The organism is Streptomyces sp. CB01373 (assembly GCF_002803075.1).
GTDB lineage: Bacteria > Actinomycetota > Actinomycetes > Streptomycetales > Streptomycetaceae > Streptomyces.
Genome location: NZ_NNBK01000016.1, coordinates 199,209 through 214,293, shown reverse-complemented (window position 1 = coordinate 214,293; position 15,085 = coordinate 199,209). Strand labels below are relative to the sequence as shown.

The 15,085-nt window shown below is 71.2% G+C and carries 11 protein-coding genes, 1 tRNA gene and 2 pseudogenes; 9 read left to right on the top strand and 5 right to left on the bottom strand.

Going from position 1 to position 15,085, the window contains the following annotated elements; all coding sequences use genetic code 11:
- Window positions 1–10 precede the first annotated feature (10 nt).
- The 4 genes and pseudogenes from CG719_RS26150 to CG719_RS26135 all read left to right on the top strand — a co-directional run.
- Window positions 11–448, top strand: a pseudogene (locus tag CG719_RS26150) (transposase domain-containing protein); the annotation flags it as partial.
- A 79-nt stretch (window positions 449–527) separates the two neighbouring features.
- Window positions 528–1,391: pseudogene (locus CG719_RS26145) on the top strand (replication initiator); the annotation flags it as partial.
- Window positions 1,384–1,596, top strand: a complete 213-nt coding sequence (locus CG719_RS26140; protein ID WP_100571126.1) for an excisionase family DNA-binding protein — start codon at window positions 1,384–1,386, stop codon at window positions 1,594–1,596. The pseudogene CG719_RS26145 and the gene CG719_RS26140, both read left to right, overlap by 8 nt.
- On the top strand, window positions 1,596–2,753 hold the full coding sequence (locus CG719_RS26135; RefSeq protein ID WP_100571125.1) for a tyrosine-type recombinase/integrase: 1,158 nt from the start codon (window positions 1,596–1,598) through the stop codon (window positions 2,751–2,753). The genes CG719_RS26140 and CG719_RS26135 overlap by 1 nt, the downstream gene beginning before the upstream one ends.
- Before the next feature lie 81 nt (window positions 2,754–2,834).
- Here CG719_RS26135 and CG719_RS26130 read toward each other — a convergent pair.
- The 3 genes from CG719_RS26130 to CG719_RS26120 all read right to left on the bottom strand — a co-directional run bounded on the left by CG719_RS26130 (window position 2,835) and on the right by CG719_RS26120 (window position 6,134).
- A tRNA-Arg gene (locus CG719_RS26130) sits at window positions 2,835–2,907 on the bottom strand.
- A 56-nt stretch (window positions 2,908–2,963) separates the two neighbouring features.
- Complete coding sequence (locus CG719_RS26125; RefSeq protein WP_100571124.1) at window positions 2,964–4,610, bottom strand: IclR family transcriptional regulator domain-containing protein; 1,647 nt, start codon at window positions 4,608–4,610, stop codon at window positions 2,964–2,966.
- Window positions 4,611–4,838: 228 nt separating this feature from the next.
- The gene (locus CG719_RS26120) at window positions 4,839–6,134 is read right to left on the bottom strand and encodes a M6 family metalloprotease domain-containing protein (protein WP_100571123.1); all 1,296 of its coding nucleotides are present in this window, start codon (window positions 6,132–6,134) and stop codon (window positions 4,839–4,841) included.
- Window positions 6,135–6,518: 384 nt separating this feature from the next.
- On the opposite strand from CG719_RS26120, the gene CG719_RS26115 reads away from it, so the two are divergent.
- Together CG719_RS26115 and CG719_RS26110 are read left to right on the top strand one after the other, a co-directional pair.
- Window positions 6,519–7,172 carry a TetR/AcrR family transcriptional regulator gene (locus CG719_RS26115; RefSeq protein ID WP_234375764.1) on the top strand — a complete coding sequence of 218 codons (654 nt, stop codon included), beginning with the start codon at window positions 6,519–6,521 and terminating at the stop codon, window positions 7,170–7,172.
- 238 nt (window positions 7,173–7,410) lie between these two features.
- On the top strand, window positions 7,411–8,964 hold the full coding sequence (locus tag CG719_RS26110; protein WP_100571121.1) for an MFS transporter: 1,554 nt from the start codon (window positions 7,411–7,413) through the stop codon (window positions 8,962–8,964).
- A gap of 91 nt (window positions 8,965–9,055) precedes the next feature.
- Here CG719_RS26110 and CG719_RS26105 read toward each other — a convergent pair whose 3' ends face one another.
- Window positions 9,056–9,595, bottom strand: a complete 540-nt coding sequence (locus tag CG719_RS26105) for a MarR family winged helix-turn-helix transcriptional regulator (protein WP_100571120.1) — start codon at window positions 9,593–9,595, stop codon at window positions 9,056–9,058.
- A 99-nt stretch (window positions 9,596–9,694) separates the two neighbouring features.
- On the opposite strand from CG719_RS26105, the gene CG719_RS26100 reads away from it, so the two are divergent.
- Window positions 9,695–10,480 carry a dioxygenase family protein gene (locus CG719_RS26100; protein WP_100571119.1) on the top strand — a complete coding sequence of 262 codons (786 nt, stop codon included), beginning with the start codon at window positions 9,695–9,697 and terminating at the stop codon, window positions 10,478–10,480.
- A gap of 438 nt (window positions 10,481–10,918) precedes the next feature.
- Window positions 10,919–11,917 (top strand): sigma-70 family RNA polymerase sigma factor, encoded by a 999-nt coding sequence (locus CG719_RS26095; RefSeq protein ID WP_100571118.1) that lies wholly within the window; start codon window positions 10,919–10,921, stop codon window positions 11,915–11,917.
- A gap of 449 nt (window positions 11,918–12,366) precedes the next feature.
- Here the strand turns inward: CG719_RS26095 and CG719_RS26090 are convergent, their stop codons facing one another.
- On the bottom strand, window positions 12,367–13,416 hold the full coding sequence (locus tag CG719_RS26090) for a helix-turn-helix transcriptional regulator (protein ID WP_100571117.1): 1,050 nt from the start codon (window positions 13,414–13,416) through the stop codon (window positions 12,367–12,369).
- Window positions 13,417–13,478: 62 nt separating this feature from the next.
- On the opposite strand from CG719_RS26090, the gene CG719_RS26085 reads away from it, so the two are divergent.
- Window positions 13,479–15,068, top strand: a complete 1,590-nt coding sequence (locus CG719_RS26085; protein WP_234375763.1) for an MFS transporter — start codon at window positions 13,479–13,481, stop codon at window positions 15,066–15,068.
- Window positions 15,069–15,085 lie beyond the last annotated feature (17 nt).

The window sequence follows — 15,085 nt, the reverse complement described above, 5'->3', positions numbered from 1 at the left end:
CTATGAAGAGGTGGCCCGGCTTCTGGTTCAGGGGCTGGAGCGTGAAGGCCGGTGGGCGACCAGCTGGCGGGTGCCTACGACGGCGGCGATTGGGCGGGCCCGGTTGCGGCTTGGGCCGGAGCCGTTGCGGGCCCTGTTCGCCCGGGTGTGCCGGCCGGTGGCGGTCGCGCGGACGCAAGGCGCCTGGTACCGGGGGTGGCGGCTGGTCGCGGTGGACGGCACAGTCTTCGATGTTCCGGACACCGCGGCGAACGCCCAGTTTTTCGGGCGTCCCGGTACCAGTCGCGGGCAGGGCCGCAGTGCGTATCCGCAGGCGAGGGCGGTGGCCCTGGCCGAGTGCGGCACCCATGCCGTGTTCGCGGCCGAGGTCGGAGCGCTCAAGGTCCACGAGACCGTCCTGGCCCAGCGGCTGTTTCCCGCGCTGACGAAGGGCATGCTTGTGCTCGCCGACCGGGGCTTTTGCGGCCTCGACCTGTGGCGGGCCGCGAAGGCGGGCGGCGCGGACCCGCCACAGCAGATCCGCGCCGCCCGCCTTCTACGACTACGAAGCGGCCGTGCTCTGGAACGCGCACGCCGGTCCGCTGTGGCGGCGCTTCCCGATCTATCTGCGCCGGGAGGTCGCCAAGCGCGCCGGCCTTACGCAACGGGCCTTCCGTGAGTACGCCCGGGTGTCCTTCGCCAAGGTCGCCGAGTACCAGAAGCGCGGGGCCGTCCACTTCCACGCCGTCATCCGCATCGACGGCCCCGAGGGCGGCGACACCCCGCCTCCCGCCTGGGCCACCGCCGAGCTGCTGACCGACGCCATCCGGGCCGCCGCTGCCGCCGCTCGCGTGGACGGCCCGGTCATCGACGGCCGCGCCCATGCGTTAGCCTTCGGCCGCCAGCTCGACGTCCGCACCATCCGCTCCGCCGACTTCGACGGCGGCGAAGAGCTGAGCGAGCGGGCCGTTGCCGCGTACATCGCCAAGTACGTCACCAAGGGTGCTGAGACCGCCACGGGAGCCCTGGACCGGCCGCTGAAGTTCCTCGCCGAGCTCGCTCAGCTCGAGATCAGCGACCACGCCCGCCGCCTCATCCGCACCGCCTGGACGCTCGGTGCCCGCAAGGACCTCGAACACCTCCGCCTGCGGGCCTGGGCCCACATGCTCGGCTTCCGCGGCCACTTCTCCACCAAGTCCCGCCGCTACTCCACCACCCTCGGCGCCCTCCGCGACGCCCGCGCCGAATGGCGCCGCGCACAGGCTCTGGCAGCGACCGAGACCGACCCGGACACGACCCTCGTCCTCGCGCACTGGGTCTACGCCGGAACCGGCCTCACCGACGCCGAAGCCTGGCTTGCCCAATCCCTCGAACCCGCTCCTGGAACGGAAGGAGAGCCCACCCATGGCTGACCGCTACCTGACCGTGGCGCAGGTGGCCGAACTCCTCTGCACCACGGAACGCTTCCCGCGCCGCCTGATCGCCGAGCGACGCATCGTGTTCGTCAAGGTCGGCCGACACGTCCGCATCCCGGAGAGCGCACTGAACGCCTTCATCGACGCCAATACGGTGCAGCCGATCGGCCGTCGGCGCAGCTCCCTGCGGAGGGCTGCCTGATGGCCAACAAGAAGGGGAGACGCAGGGACTTCGGTTCGGTCCGGCAGCTTCCGTCCGGCCGTTGGCAGGTCCGGTACCGGGACCCGGAGACGGGGCAACTGCGTCCGGCGGAGAAGACCTACCCGACCAAGAGCGACGCCCAAGTCGCCCTGAGGCACATCGAGTCGGACATCGGGCGCGGGCAGTGGTCGGACCGGGACGCCGGGGCGGTGAACTTCGAGGAGTACGCCACTGCTTGGCTGCGGGACCGGAAACTCGCCGATCGCACCCGTGAGCGGAACGAGTCGGTGATGCGGCTGCACGTCCTGCCCACCTTCGGGGTCGGGAGCGTGGCCGACGTGACGACGGCCCAGGTGCGCGGCTGGCGCGGCAAGCTCATCGCGGCTGGCATCGGTGAGCCGACCGCGGTCAAGGCGTACCAACTGCTGCGGGCTCTGATGAACACGGCCGTGGACGACGAGCTGATCCGGCGCAACCCCTGCCGGATCAAGGGCGCAGACCGCTACGACGTGCCTGAGCGGCCGGTTCTCACGGTGCCTGAGGTCTTCGCCATCGCTGACGCGATCGGGCCGCGCTTCCGGCTGCTCGTGCTCCTGGCGGCCTTCACCACCCTGCGCTTCGGTGAACTGGCGGCCCTCCGACGCAGGGACATCGACCTGGAGTCGCTCACTGTCACGGTCCGCCGCGCGCAGGCGGAAATGCAGACCGGCCGGCTCTTCGACAAGGCGCCGAAGTCAGCGGCCGGGGTACGGGCCGTCTCCTTCCCGGCCGAGCTGCTCGACGAGGTGACGCGCCACCTGGAGCAGTTCGCCGCTCCCGGCCGTGACGGTCACGTCTTCGTCGGGCCCCAGGGCGAGCAGTTGCGGCGGAGCAACTTCCGGGACGACTGGGTCAGAGCCAGGAAGGCTGCGGGCGTCACGGCCGAGCTGCACTTCCACGACCTGCGGCACACGGGCAACACGCTGGCCTCTACGGCCGGGGCCAGCACGCGAGAGTTGATGACGCGCATGGGACACAGCAGCTCCCGGGCCGCGCTGATCTATCAGCACATGACCATCGACCGGGACCGGGCCATCGCCGACCGGCTCGGCGCCATGATTCGGGGCAGTGGGGGAGTGGCCTCCACCCCCTCCGAGAAGGACCCTGCGGGCCCGTAGTGGCACGTCTGTGGCACGCCCCCTGAAACGCCGAAGGGCCAGTCTGGGAGGAAATCCCTCCTGAGCTGGCCCTTCTGTCTGTGCCCCCGGCAGGATTCGAACCTGCGACACCCGCTTTAGGAGAGCGGTGCTCTATCCCCTGAGCTACGAAGGCGGATCGTGGTCCCGTGGGCCACAGGCGTCAGCGTACCGGATTGGGGCGGTGGGGAGTCAGGTCAGGGCGACACGGGTGAAGCGTGAGGCCATGTGGAGGTCCTCCTCCATGTGGTGGGCGGTGCGGGTCAGGGCGGGGAGGAGGTGCTCGACGCATTCCTCGCGGGTGTGGCGGGCCGCGTGGAAGGCGATGTTCGTCGCGGCGACCGCTCGGCCCGCGCGGTCGTGGAGGGGGACGGCGATCGAGCGAACGCCCTGTTCCAGTTCCTCGTCGGACAGGGCGTGGCTGTGGCCTGTCAGGAGGGCTCGGCCCAGGGACGTCGCGCGGGCCGGGAGGCGGGCGCCGACCGTGATGTCGACGCTCATGATGCGGCTCGTGGTGGCGCGGGCCGTGTACTGGATCTCCTCGCCGGACGGCGTCAGTACGGCGAGTGACGTCGTCTCGTGCACCCGGGCCGCCAGGTCCTCCAGATGCGGCTGGGCGATCCCGGACAGGGTGGCGCGGGAGAGCGGCGGGAAGCCAAGGGACAGGACTCGGGGGGTGAGCGTGAACGTGCGGGTGCCCTTGGACTGGCTCACCAGGCCCAGGTGCTCGTAGGTGATCAGCGCCCTGCGGGCCGTCGCCCTGGCCAGGCCCGTGGCCTTCGCGACCTCGGTCAGGGTCAGGGCGGGTCGGCCCTCGTCGAAGGCCGTCAGGACCGTCAGTCCGCGGGCCAGGGATTCGACGAAGTCGCGGCCCAGTTCCTGTTTCGAGGCGGCCGTCCAGGTCGCCAGGCCCGACGGCGGCGGCACGGACGCCGGAGGCGGGGCCTCGCGCAGGTCCCGTTCCATGGCCGCGACCGTCTTCCGCAGACGGGGCAGCAGCGTCGTGCGCAGATCATGAGCCGAGTGGCGGCTGGTGTGGCTCACCACGCTCGCCACGCACGCGATCCGGCCGTCGGCGGGGTTCCGTACCGGCACGGAGACCGCGACCAGGCCCGGTTCGATCAGCTGGTCGTCCAACGACCAGCCCTCGCGGCCCGCTTGAGTGGTTCGCTCCTCGAAGTCGTCCGGGCCGGGGGCGCGTTGCGGTACCGCCGGGAAGTTCCGGTCCTCCGGGTCCGCCGAGCGGCGCTCGTGCCAGCGGTGCCAGTCCTCGTCCGTCCACTCGGTGGCGAACAGGGCGCCCGGCGCGGTGCGTTCGGCCGGGAGCAGGTCGCCGATACGGAAGCTCAACGACATCGCGCGGCGGCGGGTCGCCTGGTGGATGAAGCGGATTCCGTCGCGGTCGCCGACCGCCAGGGACACCGACTCGTCCAGTTCGTCGGCGAGCGCGTCGGCGCGCGCGCCGAGCAGGGCCGGCAGGCGCAGGGAGGCCAGGTAGGCGTTGCCCAGTTCCATCAGGCGGGGGGTGAGGACGACGTCCCGGCCGTCGAGGCGCGCGTATCCCATCCGGGCGAGCGTCGCCGTGATGCGGTCCACCGTCGAGCGGGCGAGGCCCGTGGCGCGTTCCAGGGCGCTGGGGCTCAGCGCGCCTCCGGCCCGCGTCAGCTCCCGCAGCACGGCCACGCCCCGCATCAGGGGGGTCACGGCTTCGGCGGGTGCGGCGGCCGGTCCGGCGGGGGATGCGGCCGGGTGCGCGCCTGGCGTGGAGGGCCCGGTGCGGGCGTCGTCGGCGCCGGCGGCCTCATGGGCCTCCGGATCCGTCGTGGTGTTCGCGGGCATCGGTTCGGTTCTCCGGTACGGCGGTGGTCGCAGCAGGCCTACGGCGGCCCACGGTAGTCCGTTCGCGCGTCCGCGGGGTTCGCGTGCGAACGGTTCAGGTCCGCGGCGGCCGCGTCCGCGTGGTTCGCGCGCGCGTATGCTCCAGGTCCGCGCCGACCGCGCCCGTACGGTTTGCGCCCGTACGGTTGCGTCCGCTCCGCCCCCGTCCGCTCCGTCCGCGTCCGCGCGTCACTGCCGGGTGACCCGTATCCGGTAGTTCCCCGCGTGGTCGGCCGAGACCACGTCGACGCGGAGATGTGCCTTGGGGTCCTTGAAGGACTCGCCCGGCGCGAAGGGCGCGTCGGAGAGCTCCGCCTCGACGTTGGGGCTGTGGGTGCAGCCGCCGGAGTTGGGGTGGGAGTCGCGGACCGTGATCGGGCCCTGCCCGGTGTCGACCTCGGCGTCGACCTTGTAGACCAGGATGCCCGGCCGGCACACGTCCTCGTCGTTGCCCGAGAGAGTGCGCAGTTCGAGGGCGTAACCGGTCCGTCCGTCGAGGGGGACGAAGACCAGTTTGTGGCCGCCCACGCGGCCCAGCGGGGTGAGGGTGTACTCGGTGGAGCCCTTCTTGGACGCGCAGCTCACCTGGGAGGCGTCCAGCCAGCCCAGCTTCCACTTGTGCCAGCCGAGCAGATCGTTGTTGGCGCCCCAGTCCTCGCTCATGATGTCCCAGTGGCCGACCGCCCCCCCGCCCTCCTGGGTGTAGAGGTCGGGCAGTCCGAAGACATGGCCGTTCTCGTGGGGCAGGACACGGAAGCCGGTGCTCTCGAAGGAGCCGGAGCCGTCGTCCTGGCGGGAGTAGATGAAGGAGACGTTGGCCATCGCGACGCCGTTGGCGACGGGAGCGTCCGAGTTGCCGGCGAAGGTCACCGACAGGACCGTGTCCAGGGCGGAGGGACCCGCGTTCGGGGTCATGAGGACGTTGATCAGGTCGTAGTCCCGGAAGTCCACCGTCGGGCCGGCGGCCGCGACTATGTCCTTGATCAGCTGGCGGTAGCCGGGGTCGAACGGGGCGCCGCGCTCCAGGCCGTAGTCCTTGAACGGTTTCGGCATGCGCAGCCACCGGGTGATCGGGGCCTCCGCGCGGTAGTCGAGGCGGCCGTAGGAGGCGGTGTGGAACCACTCCTGGGTCTGCGGGAAGAACTCGTGGAAGCGGTCGAGCGCGTCGTCCTCGCCGGGCGAGTCGGAGAAGTCGATCATCAGGGTCAGGGCGTGGACGGTACCGAGGGAGCGGGCGTAGCCGCCGGTGGTGGGGACGCCCTCCGACATCTGGACCGAAGAGGCTCCGCTGATCATGCAGGGGGTCAGGGCGGGGGAGCGGGCCAGCGCGGACGTTCCGGTGTCGGGCGCCGTGCCGCCTGCCGTGAGGTGACCGGTTCCCGCCGAGGTGCCGACCGCGAGGATCAGCGCCGTGACGGAGGCCATGGCGACCGCACGGCGCTTGGGTATCGGGCCTATACGGCGGCGGGGTGGCTGCGCCTGCATGCGTTCACCTTTCGCGCCAGGCAGCCACCGGTTTCCGGCTGCACCCTTGCGATCACCCTGTGTCGCGTGGGCGTTCGGCGCGCGCTGGAGCGGTCCGGACGTGCGACGGGGCGCCCGGTCGTGCGAATGCGTACGCCCAGGCGGGTGTGACTCAGGTCACGAGAAAACTCGCGGCGGTCCGGAAATAACCGGGGACCTCTTCCCCGTTTGGCTGAGTGTCCGCGCGAAACGGGGACTCGCTCCCCGGATCGCAACCCCGCCCGACGCACCGGCCGTCGGATGACCGACCGGCCAATCGATGGGCCGACCGGCCGACCGACCAACCGGCGGGCGGGCGAGCAAGGGTCGGCCGAGTGGCCGACCGACCGACTTGAGGAGTGCACCGTGCAAGCCGCGACGACCGCGAACCCCGAGCACCGCAAGGCGACCCGGCTTCGCGCCGATGCCCTGCGCAACCGGGAGCGCATCGTCACCGCCGCCGGCGAGATGTTCGTCGAGTACGGCCCCGAGGTGCCGCTCGACGAGATCGCCCGCCGGGCCGGCGTCGGCAACGCCACGCTGTACCGCAACTTCCCGGACCGTGACGCCCTCGTACGCGAGGTCGTCTGCTCCGTCATGGACCGCACGGCGCGGGCGGCCGAGCGGGCGCTCGCGGAGACGGGTGACGCCTTCGGCGCCCTGGAGCACTTCGTGCACGCCTCCGCCGACGAGCGGATCAGCGCGCTGTGCCCGATGGTCTCCAGCACGTTCGACCGGCATCACCCCGACCTGGAAGCCGCCCGTGAAAGGATCGAACACCTCGTCGAGGAGGTCATGGACCGCGCCAAGGAGGCCGGGCAACTGCGCCCCGACGTGGGCGTCGGCGACGTGATGGTCGCCGTGGCCCAGCTCTCCCGGCCGCTGGCCGGCACCGGCTGCGGCAGCATCGACCGCTTCGTGCACCGTCATCTGCAACTGTTCCTGGACGGGCTGCGGGCCCCGGCCCGATCCGCCCTTCCGGGTACGACCGCGACCTTGGAGGAACTCCGCCGGTCCTGACCGGCCGGAAGCGCAACCGGACCCGAGTCGGCCGTGAGGCCGGCCGCGACCTTCCGACGCCGTTTTCTCCGTCTTTTCCAGCCCGTTCCAGTCTCTTTCCGTAACTTCCCGACTCTTCTCCTCTCGCCTCTTCTCTCCTCTTCTCTCCTCCTCTCGCCTTCCTGTCCCTCCCTGCCTCTCCCTGCCTCTCTCTGTCTCTCCGTCTTTTCCGTCACGAAGTCCCGAAGTGGGTACACCCATGTCTGAAACAGCCGCAAAGGCTCCCGGCGTCCCGGAGGCGTCCGGTGATCCGAGTCGCTGGAAGGCGCTCGTCTTCATCGCGCTCGCCCAGCTGATGGTCGTGCTGGACGCGACCATCGTGAACATCGCGCTGCCCTCCGCCCAGCGCGACCTGGGCATCTCCGACGGCAACCGGCAGTGGGTCGTCACGGCCTACGCCCTCGCCTTCGGCGGACTGCTGCTCTTCGGCGGCCGTATCGCCGACCTCTGGGGCCGCAAGCGGGCCTTCGTGACCGGTCTGACCGGCTTCGCGGCGGCCTCTGCGCTCGGCGGCGCGGCCACCACCGGCGCGATGATGTTCGGCGCCCGCGCGCTGCAGGGCGTCTTCGGCGCGCTGCTCGCGCCCGCCGCGCTTTCCCTGCTCGCGGTGACGTTCACCGACGCCAAGGAGCGCGCCAAGGCGTTCGGCATATACGGCGCGATCGCCGGTGGCGGTGGCGCCGTCGGTCTGATCCTCGGCGGATTCCTCACCGAGTACCTGGACTGGCGCTGGACGTTCTTCGTGAACATCCCGTTCGCGGTCGTCGCCGCGGCCGGCGCCTACTTCGTCATCCGCGAGCCGGCCGGCGGCCGCAACCGCGCGCCGCTCGACATCCCGGGCGTGGTGCTGTCCACCCTCGGCCTGGTCTCCCTGGTGTACGGCTTCACCCGCGCCGAGTCCGAGGGCTGGAGCGACACCCTGACCGTCTCGATGTTCGTCGCGTCCGCGGTTCTGCTGCTGACCTTCGCGCTGGTCGAGTCGCGGGTGAAGGCCCCGCTGCTGCCGCTGCGCGTGGTCACCGACCGCAACCGCGGCGGGATCTACCTGTCGCTGGGCCTCGCGGTCATCGGGATGTTCGGCCTGTTCCTCTTCCTGACGTACTACCTCCAGGTCGTGCGGGGGTACACGCCGGTGCGGACCGGCTTCGCCTTCCTTCCGATGGTCGTCGGCATGATCACCGGCTCCACCCAGATCGGCACCCGCCTGATGACCCGGGTGGCACCGCGGCTGCTGATGGGCCCCGGCTTCCTGGTCGCCGCCACCGGCATGCTGTTGCTGACCCAGCTGGAGCTCGACTCCTCCTACGCCACCCTGCTGCTGCCCGCGATGCTGCTGCTGGGCCTCGGCATGGGTACGGCGTTCATGCCGGCCATGTCCCTGGCCACGCAGGGTGTCCAGCCGCGTGACGCGGGTGTCGCCTCCGCGATGGTCAACACCTCCCAGCAGGTGGGCGGCGCCATCGGTACGGCCCTGCTGAACACGATCGCGGCCTCGGCCACGACCTCGTACATCCAGGACCACATCAAGGGTGCCGCCACCAGGCCCCAGCAGCAGCTGGTGCAGTTGGAGAGCATGGTGCACGGCTACACCAGCGCGGTCTGGTTCGCCGTCGGCATCCTGGTCGTGGCCGCCGTGATCGCCCTGACCCTCGTCAACGCGGGGCGTCCGGGCGGCACCAAGGTGACCGGGTCCGGGGACGGGTCCGGCGCGGGCGCCGAGGACGAGACGGCGGTGCCGGTCATCGTCCACTGACACCGGGGCACCCGATGAGGCGCCTGCTCAGAGCCTGCTGAGGCGCCCACCGGGGCGTAAACCACGTACCTGTCCCGTACCTCTCCGCCCCTCAGCGGAGCCAGGGCAGGTCCGCACCCGCTTCGTTCGGCTGGAGTCCCTCGGCGACGATCTGCATGATCTCGCCGAGGGACTTCTGCTGTTCCGGGGTGAGACGGTCGAAGAGCGCCTGGCGTACGGCGGTCACATGACCCGGCGCGGTGCGGCGCAGCACCTGGAGACCCTGGTCGGTGAGGACCGCGAACTGGCCGCGCTTGTCGGAGGGGCAGTCCTCGCGGCGCACCCAGCCGTTCTTCTCCAGGCGGGCGATCGCGTGGGAGAGGCGGGAGCGGGTGATCTTGGCGTCCATGGCCAGTTCGGTCATCCGCAGCCGGTACCGCGGGGCGTCGGCGAGCTTGACGAGGAGGCCGTAATAGATGTGCGGCATGCCCGCGTCGCGCTGGAGCTGGCGGTCGAGGTGGTCCTCGAGCAGGGTGGTGGCGTGCCGGTAGGAAAGCCAGACGCCCTGCTCCTCGGCGGTGAGCCAGCGGTGGGCATCGGCGTCGGGGGGCGTGGGTGCGGGCTCGGGGGCGGAAGCGGGTGCCGTGTTCATGAGTCCACTGTACGAGCAGCTTCTTGAAGTTTAAACAAATCGGACGTACCGTGGGGCTTGGAGCTTTAGTTTTCAAGCATCTTTCAGGGAGCCGCCATCATGTCCGCTGCCACCCGAGAGCGCATGCCCGCCCTCTACCTCGGCCACGGTGCTCCGCCGCTCGCGGACGACCCGGTCTGGCCCGGCCAGCTCGCCGCCTGGTCCGCCGAGCTGCCCCGCCCCAAGGCGATCCTCGTGGTCTCCGCACACTGGGAGGAGGCCCCGCTGGCCCTCGGCGCCATCGAGACGGTCCCCCTCGTCTACGACTTCTGGGGCTTCCCCGAGCACTATTACCGGGTGCGCTACGCCGCCCCCGGCGCACCCGAACTCGCCGAGAGCGTGCGGAAGTTGCTGCGCGCGCCCGGAATGCCCGTGCAGGACGTCCCGGACCGCGGCCTCGACCACGGCGCCTATGTCCCGCTCGTCGAGATGTTCCCCGCCGCCGACATCCCCGTGCTCCAGGTCTCCATGCCGACCCTCGACCCGGTCAGGCTCATGGACATCGGCCGCAGGCTGGCGCCGCTGCGCGACGAGGGCGTGCTGATCGTCGGCTCCGGCTTCTTCACCCACAACCTGGCCGCCCTGCGCCACGCCGGGGTGCCGAGCTGGTCCGCCGAGTTCGACGACTGGGGACGGCGTGCCCTGGAGTCCCGCGACTGGGACGCCCTGCTGGACTTCCTCGACAAGGCCCCGGCCGGCCGGTACGCCCACCCGCGCACCGAGCACTTCGCCCCGCTGTTCGTGACCATGGGTGCGGCGGAGGCCGGGGGCGAGCTGGGTACGCAGAGGACCGTGATCGACGGCTTCTGGATGGGCCTGGCCAAGCGTTCCGTGCAGTTCGGCTGAGACACGCGCGCCCCCGCTGCGTAAGACGAGGGTGTGGAGAGGCTTGGATTTTCCCGAGAGTCCGGGTTTGCGGCAACCTTCCGCGAGTGCGATTCGTCCATCAGGGTGGAAGGTGGTCGAAGAGGACGCTCTTCCCTGAAGTGGCGCCATCGGTGTGAGTGGGGTCTCGCATCCGGGGCGACCGGCGGGGTCCGTGAAGGATCCGGGACGCCCCTCGGCGCCGCCCTGACCTGCGGTTCCACGGCCGTCGGCGGCAGAGTTCGACGGCTGTGGCGAGACAGGGTACTGCATGATCAGAAAATTGGCGGGCGGGTTGGGAATTCTGTCCGGATTCCAGTCGTTGTTTCCATCGGATGCCGGGCACCCGAGGAGAGTTCCGAGGCAGGTGCCGAGCATCTGAAGGACCACCCGCTGACCCACCATCGCAAGGGAGCACGCATGGCAACCCGTGCCGTCGCCCGTCGTCAGTCCGCCACCGGCGAGACGGCGAACGCGGCAAGCAGTGTTCGCGCCCATGGCGGCGAGATCGCCGATCGCGACCTGGTCGGCATGTATCTCGACGAGATCGCGCGTACACCGCTGCTCGACGCCGCCAAGGAGGTCGAGCTGTCCCAGATCATCGAAGCGGGTGTGTTCGCGCAGCAGATCCTCGACGGGCACGAAGGGACGAAGGCGGACGCCGCCGACGAGGAGCTCCGGGCCCTGGTGGCCCAGGGGGAGCGGGCCAAGGACGTCTTCATCCGTTCCAACCTGCGCCTGGTCGTCGCGGTCGCCCGACGCTACCCGCGCAGCGGCCTGCCCCTGCTGGACCTGGTCCAGGAGGGCAACGCGGGCCTGGTGCGCGCGGTGGAGAAGTTCGACTACCGCAAGGGCTTCAAGTTCTCGACCTACGCCACCTGGTGGATCCGCCAGGCGATCACGCGCTCGATAGCCGACCAGTCCCGCACCATCCGGCTGCCCGTCCACCTGGTGGAGGAGCTGGGCCGCATCCGCCGTGTCCAGCGCGAGTTCAACCGCGAGCACGGCCGCGACCCGGAGCCCGCGGAGATAGCCGCGGAGCTCGGCTCGACGCCCGAGCGTGTCTCGGACGTCCTCGACTGGGCCCGCGACCCGGTCTCGCTGAACATGTCGGTGGACGACGAGGGTGAGACCCAGTTCGGGGACCTGCTGGAGGACACCTCCGCCGTCTCGCCGGAGCAGTCGGTCATGACGCTGCTGCGCAGCGAGGAGCTCGACGACCTCATCGGCCGCCTCGACCAGCGCACGGCCTCGATCATCAAGATGCGGTACGGCATAGAGGACGGCCGCGAGCGTACGCTGACCGAGGTCGGCAAGGAGCACGGCCTGACGCGTGAACGCATCCGCCAGATCGAGAAGCACGCGCTGCTGGAGCTGAAGAAGCTGGCCCGCGACACCGGCTTCGACGCGGCGGCGTGAGGCTGTTCCGAGCGGGATCCGGCCATGGATTCGTCCAGGGACGCGCCCGCGCTGTCGTCACGGCTCACGGTTGTCCGGGCGGGCAACCTGGCCGGGGCGTGGTGAGACCGGGCGCGTGAGGCCGACGGTGCGCCGGGCGACCGCGTACGCCGGGTGACGAAAGGGCGCGCAAACATGGCCGTGTACCGTCGCTTGAAGCAGCGAGGGCACGGGAACAACCTTTCCGAGCCCAGGAGTTCGGTTCCCGGACGGTTCCGTCCACCGGACCGGGCCCGTCCCCCCTCGGGGACGCACAGATGTCCAGAGCCACGTCCCGACGCACTCCCCCCCCGGCGCCGGGACCTTCCCAGAGCCGGGTTTCGGCGCCTCTCCCCCCGGGGCGTCGGAGCCCGGCTCCACTTCTGCCTCCCCGGGCACGGTCCGGAGAAGGGGCGTGGGCGCGAGCCGGCCTACGGAACCTCCTCCGTGAGACCGGAGGACAAGACGGCCGCCCCGCCATCCCGTTGCGCCGCCCGGCCCTCCCTCTGCTCCGCGGCGCCCCCGCCGGCCCTCGTCAGCCGTGCGCCCAACCGCCGTACGCACTGCACGAGTTCATCGGGTTCCAGCACCGTGAACTCGTAGCCCAGCATCGCCAGCCTCACCGCGAGCCACTCCACCTTGTCGCCGACCGTGGCCCGCAGCCGGCACCCGCCCGTGTCGAGGGGCTCCAGCGGGCCGAGCCACGCGGGCAGCCGCGCCGCGACCGCCTCGGCCGGATCGGTGAAGGTCACCGTGAACGTGTAGGTCTCCTGGCGCTGGTACACCGACTGCCGGAGGTACTCGGCCGCGCTCCCGGCCGGCAGTTCCCGCGGAGTGAACCGCGCACCGGTGGCGAAGGGCTCGCTCACCCGGTCGACACGGAACGTCCGCCAGTCCGCCCGGTCCAGGTCGTACGCCACGAGGTACCAGCGCCGGCCGGTCGACACGAGCCGGTACGGCTCGGTCAGCCGCCGCGACACGGCTCCGTCGCCGGCCCGGTACGCGAACCGCAGCCGCTCGTACCCCGCCACCGCGGAGGCCATGACGGTGAGCGTCTCCGTGGCGACACTCGCCCCGTCCCCGCTGGTCAGCGGGGTCGTCGCGGCCTGAAGTGTGGAGACGCGGTGCCGCAGCCGGGTCGGCAGCACCTGCTCCAGCTTCGCCAGCGCCCGTACCGACGCCTCGTCCATGCCCTCGATCGCGTGCCCGGCTCCCGCGCGCAGCCCGACCGCGATCGCCACCGCCTCCTCGTCGTCGAGTACGAGGGGCGGCATGGCCTTGCCCGCGACCAGCCGGTAGCCGCCGTCGGCCCCCTTGGTCGCCTGCACCGGATAGCCCAGCTCACGCAGCCGGTCGATGTCCCGCCGGACCGTGCGCCGGGACACCCTGAGCCGCTCGGCGAGTTCACCGCCGGGCCACTCCCGGGGGGTCTGGAGGAGGGACAGGAGCTGGAGGAGCCGGGCCGGAGTGTCCGTCGTCATACATACGAGAATGCCGTAGAACTAGGACATGATCTGACCTAACGCCTGCGTAGTGTGGCGGCATGTCCTCCACCGAAACCCCTGCCGACGGCCCGGCCCCGGTCCCGACGCAGATCCCGAACTCGACCACGACGCCGGCCTCGGCCCCGCCCGCCGACCGCCGTCGCTGGTTCGCCCTGGCGATCGTGATGACCGCGGCCTTCATGGACCTCGTGGACGTCACGATCGTCAACATCGCGATTCCGTCCATCCAGCGGGACGCCGGCGCGTCCTTCAGCCAGATCCAGTGGATCACCGCCGGGTACGCCCTCGCCTTCGCGGCCGGTCTGATCACCGGCGGCCGGCTCGGCGACATCCACGGCCGCAAGCGGCTGTTCCTCCTCGGTATCGCCGGCTTCACCGTCGCCTCCGCGCTGTGCGGCTTCGCCGCGAACCCCGAGATGCTGGTCGCCGCCCGCATCCTGCAGGGCGCCATGGCGGCGATGATGGTCCCGCAGGTGCTGTCGATCGTGCACGCCACCTTCCCGGCGCACGAACGCGGCAAGGTCTTCGGCCTGTTCGGCGCGATCGTCGGCCTGGGCGCGGTCTCCGGCCCGCTGCTCGGCGCGCTGCTCACCGAGTGGAACCTGTTCGGGCTGGAGTGGCGGCCGATCTTCCTGATCAACCTGCCGGTCGGCGTCCTGGCCCTCGTCCTCGGCAACCGTTTCATCAGCGAGTCCAAGGCGCCCCGGGCACTGAAGCTGGACCTCGTGGGGGCCGCCCTGGTCACCCTGGGCCTGCTGATGCTGCTCTACCCGCTGACCCGGGGCCGCGAGCTGGGCTGGCCGCTGTGGGGGTACCTCTCGATGGCGGGCGCGCTGGTGGTCTTCGCGGCGCTGGTGGCGTACGAGCGGAGCAAGGCGGCGCGGGACGGCTCGCCGCTCATCGAACTGTCGCTGTTCCGGGTGAAGAGCTTCGCCGCGGGCATCGCGGTGCAGACCGTCTTCGGTGTCGCGCTGGGCGTGTTCTTCCTGGTCTGGACGCTGTACATGCAGGTCGGCCTGGGCTGGAGCCCGCTGCGGGCGGGCCTGACGGGCGTACCGTTCTCGATCGCCGTGTCCGTCGCGGCCGGGGTCTCCGTGCAGAAGCTGGTCCCGCGCTTCGGCCGCAAGGTGCTCCAGGCGGGCGCGCTGGTGATGGCGGTCGGCGTCCTGCTCTACATCGCGGAGTCCGAGCGCTACGGCCTGCACATCGCCCCCTGGCAGATGGCGCTTCCGCTGGTCGTCATGGGCCTGGGCATGGGCCTGATCGTGGCGCCGCTGACCGACGCGGTGCTCTCGGAGGTCCCGCGCGAGCACGCCGGTTCGGCGTCCGGGCTGATCAACACCGTGCAGCAGATGGGCAACGCGCTGGGGCTCGGCCTGGTGTCGGTGGTCTTCTTCGGGGTCATCGGCGACCGTCTGACCCCGGCCGAGGTCGGCCCCGCCTTCGTCAACGCCTTCCAGCACGCGCTGGTGTGGGTGGCGGCGGTGCTGGGCGTCATCTTCGTCCTGATGTCGGCCCTGCCCAAGCGGCCGGGCCAGGAGGCGGAGGGCGCCGCGGAGGCCGGGGAGACGGGGGAGGCCGGGGAGCGTTCCGCGGTGGCGGAGCGGGCGGGCGAGCTGGTGGGCTGACCTGCGCGAACGAGGGC